The organism is Lactobacillus sp. UMNPBX19 (assembly GCF_002553805.1).
Taxonomy (GTDB): domain Bacteria; phylum Bacillota; class Bacilli; order Lactobacillales; family Lactobacillaceae; genus Lactobacillus.
Window position 1 is genome coordinate 1 of sequence record NZ_PCYR01000093.1, and the last position, 506, is coordinate 506.

A 506-nucleotide genomic window follows, 5' to 3' on the forward strand; every position below is an offset into this window, starting at 1 on the left:
ATTCTGGTTATTAGGTATTGTCGAATTCTTTGTTTGGTTTGCGATTCCTTACATGTGGACCTATTCAACAGGTGCCTTGGCCGAAAACATATGGCATGTGACTGATCCATCAACTGCTGGTTATCAAGCAGCTGGAAATTGGTTTGGAATTGTTCAAGCTGTGTACTCAATTGTTGCCATTATTGTTGGACTTTTCTTTGCACGCTTAACTAAGAAGACTCGTCGACCTGCATATACAGTTAGCATGATTCTTGGTGGTATTGGCTTCCTAATGATAGCATTTGGTACAACTAAGTTGTCATCAATCATTGCCTTTGCCCTATTTGGAGTTGCTTGGATTGCATTAATTACGATTCCATTTACAATTTTGACAAACGCGCTAGATGGTAAACATGATGGTATAGTTTTGGGACTATTTAATTGCTTTATCTGTATCCCACAGATTGTCGCATCATCTATTAGCTTTTTAATTCTACCAGCCTTAGGTGGTTCAATGGCACATATGT

Annotated in this window: 1 protein-coding gene; it reads left to right on the forward strand. The window is 38.7% G+C overall.

All coding sequences use genetic code 11. The annotated features are described in order from the left end of the window. Positions 1–506: MFS transporter (locus CP370_RS09215; RefSeq protein ID WP_143467883.1), on the forward strand; the 506-nt coding region annotated here is incomplete at both ends.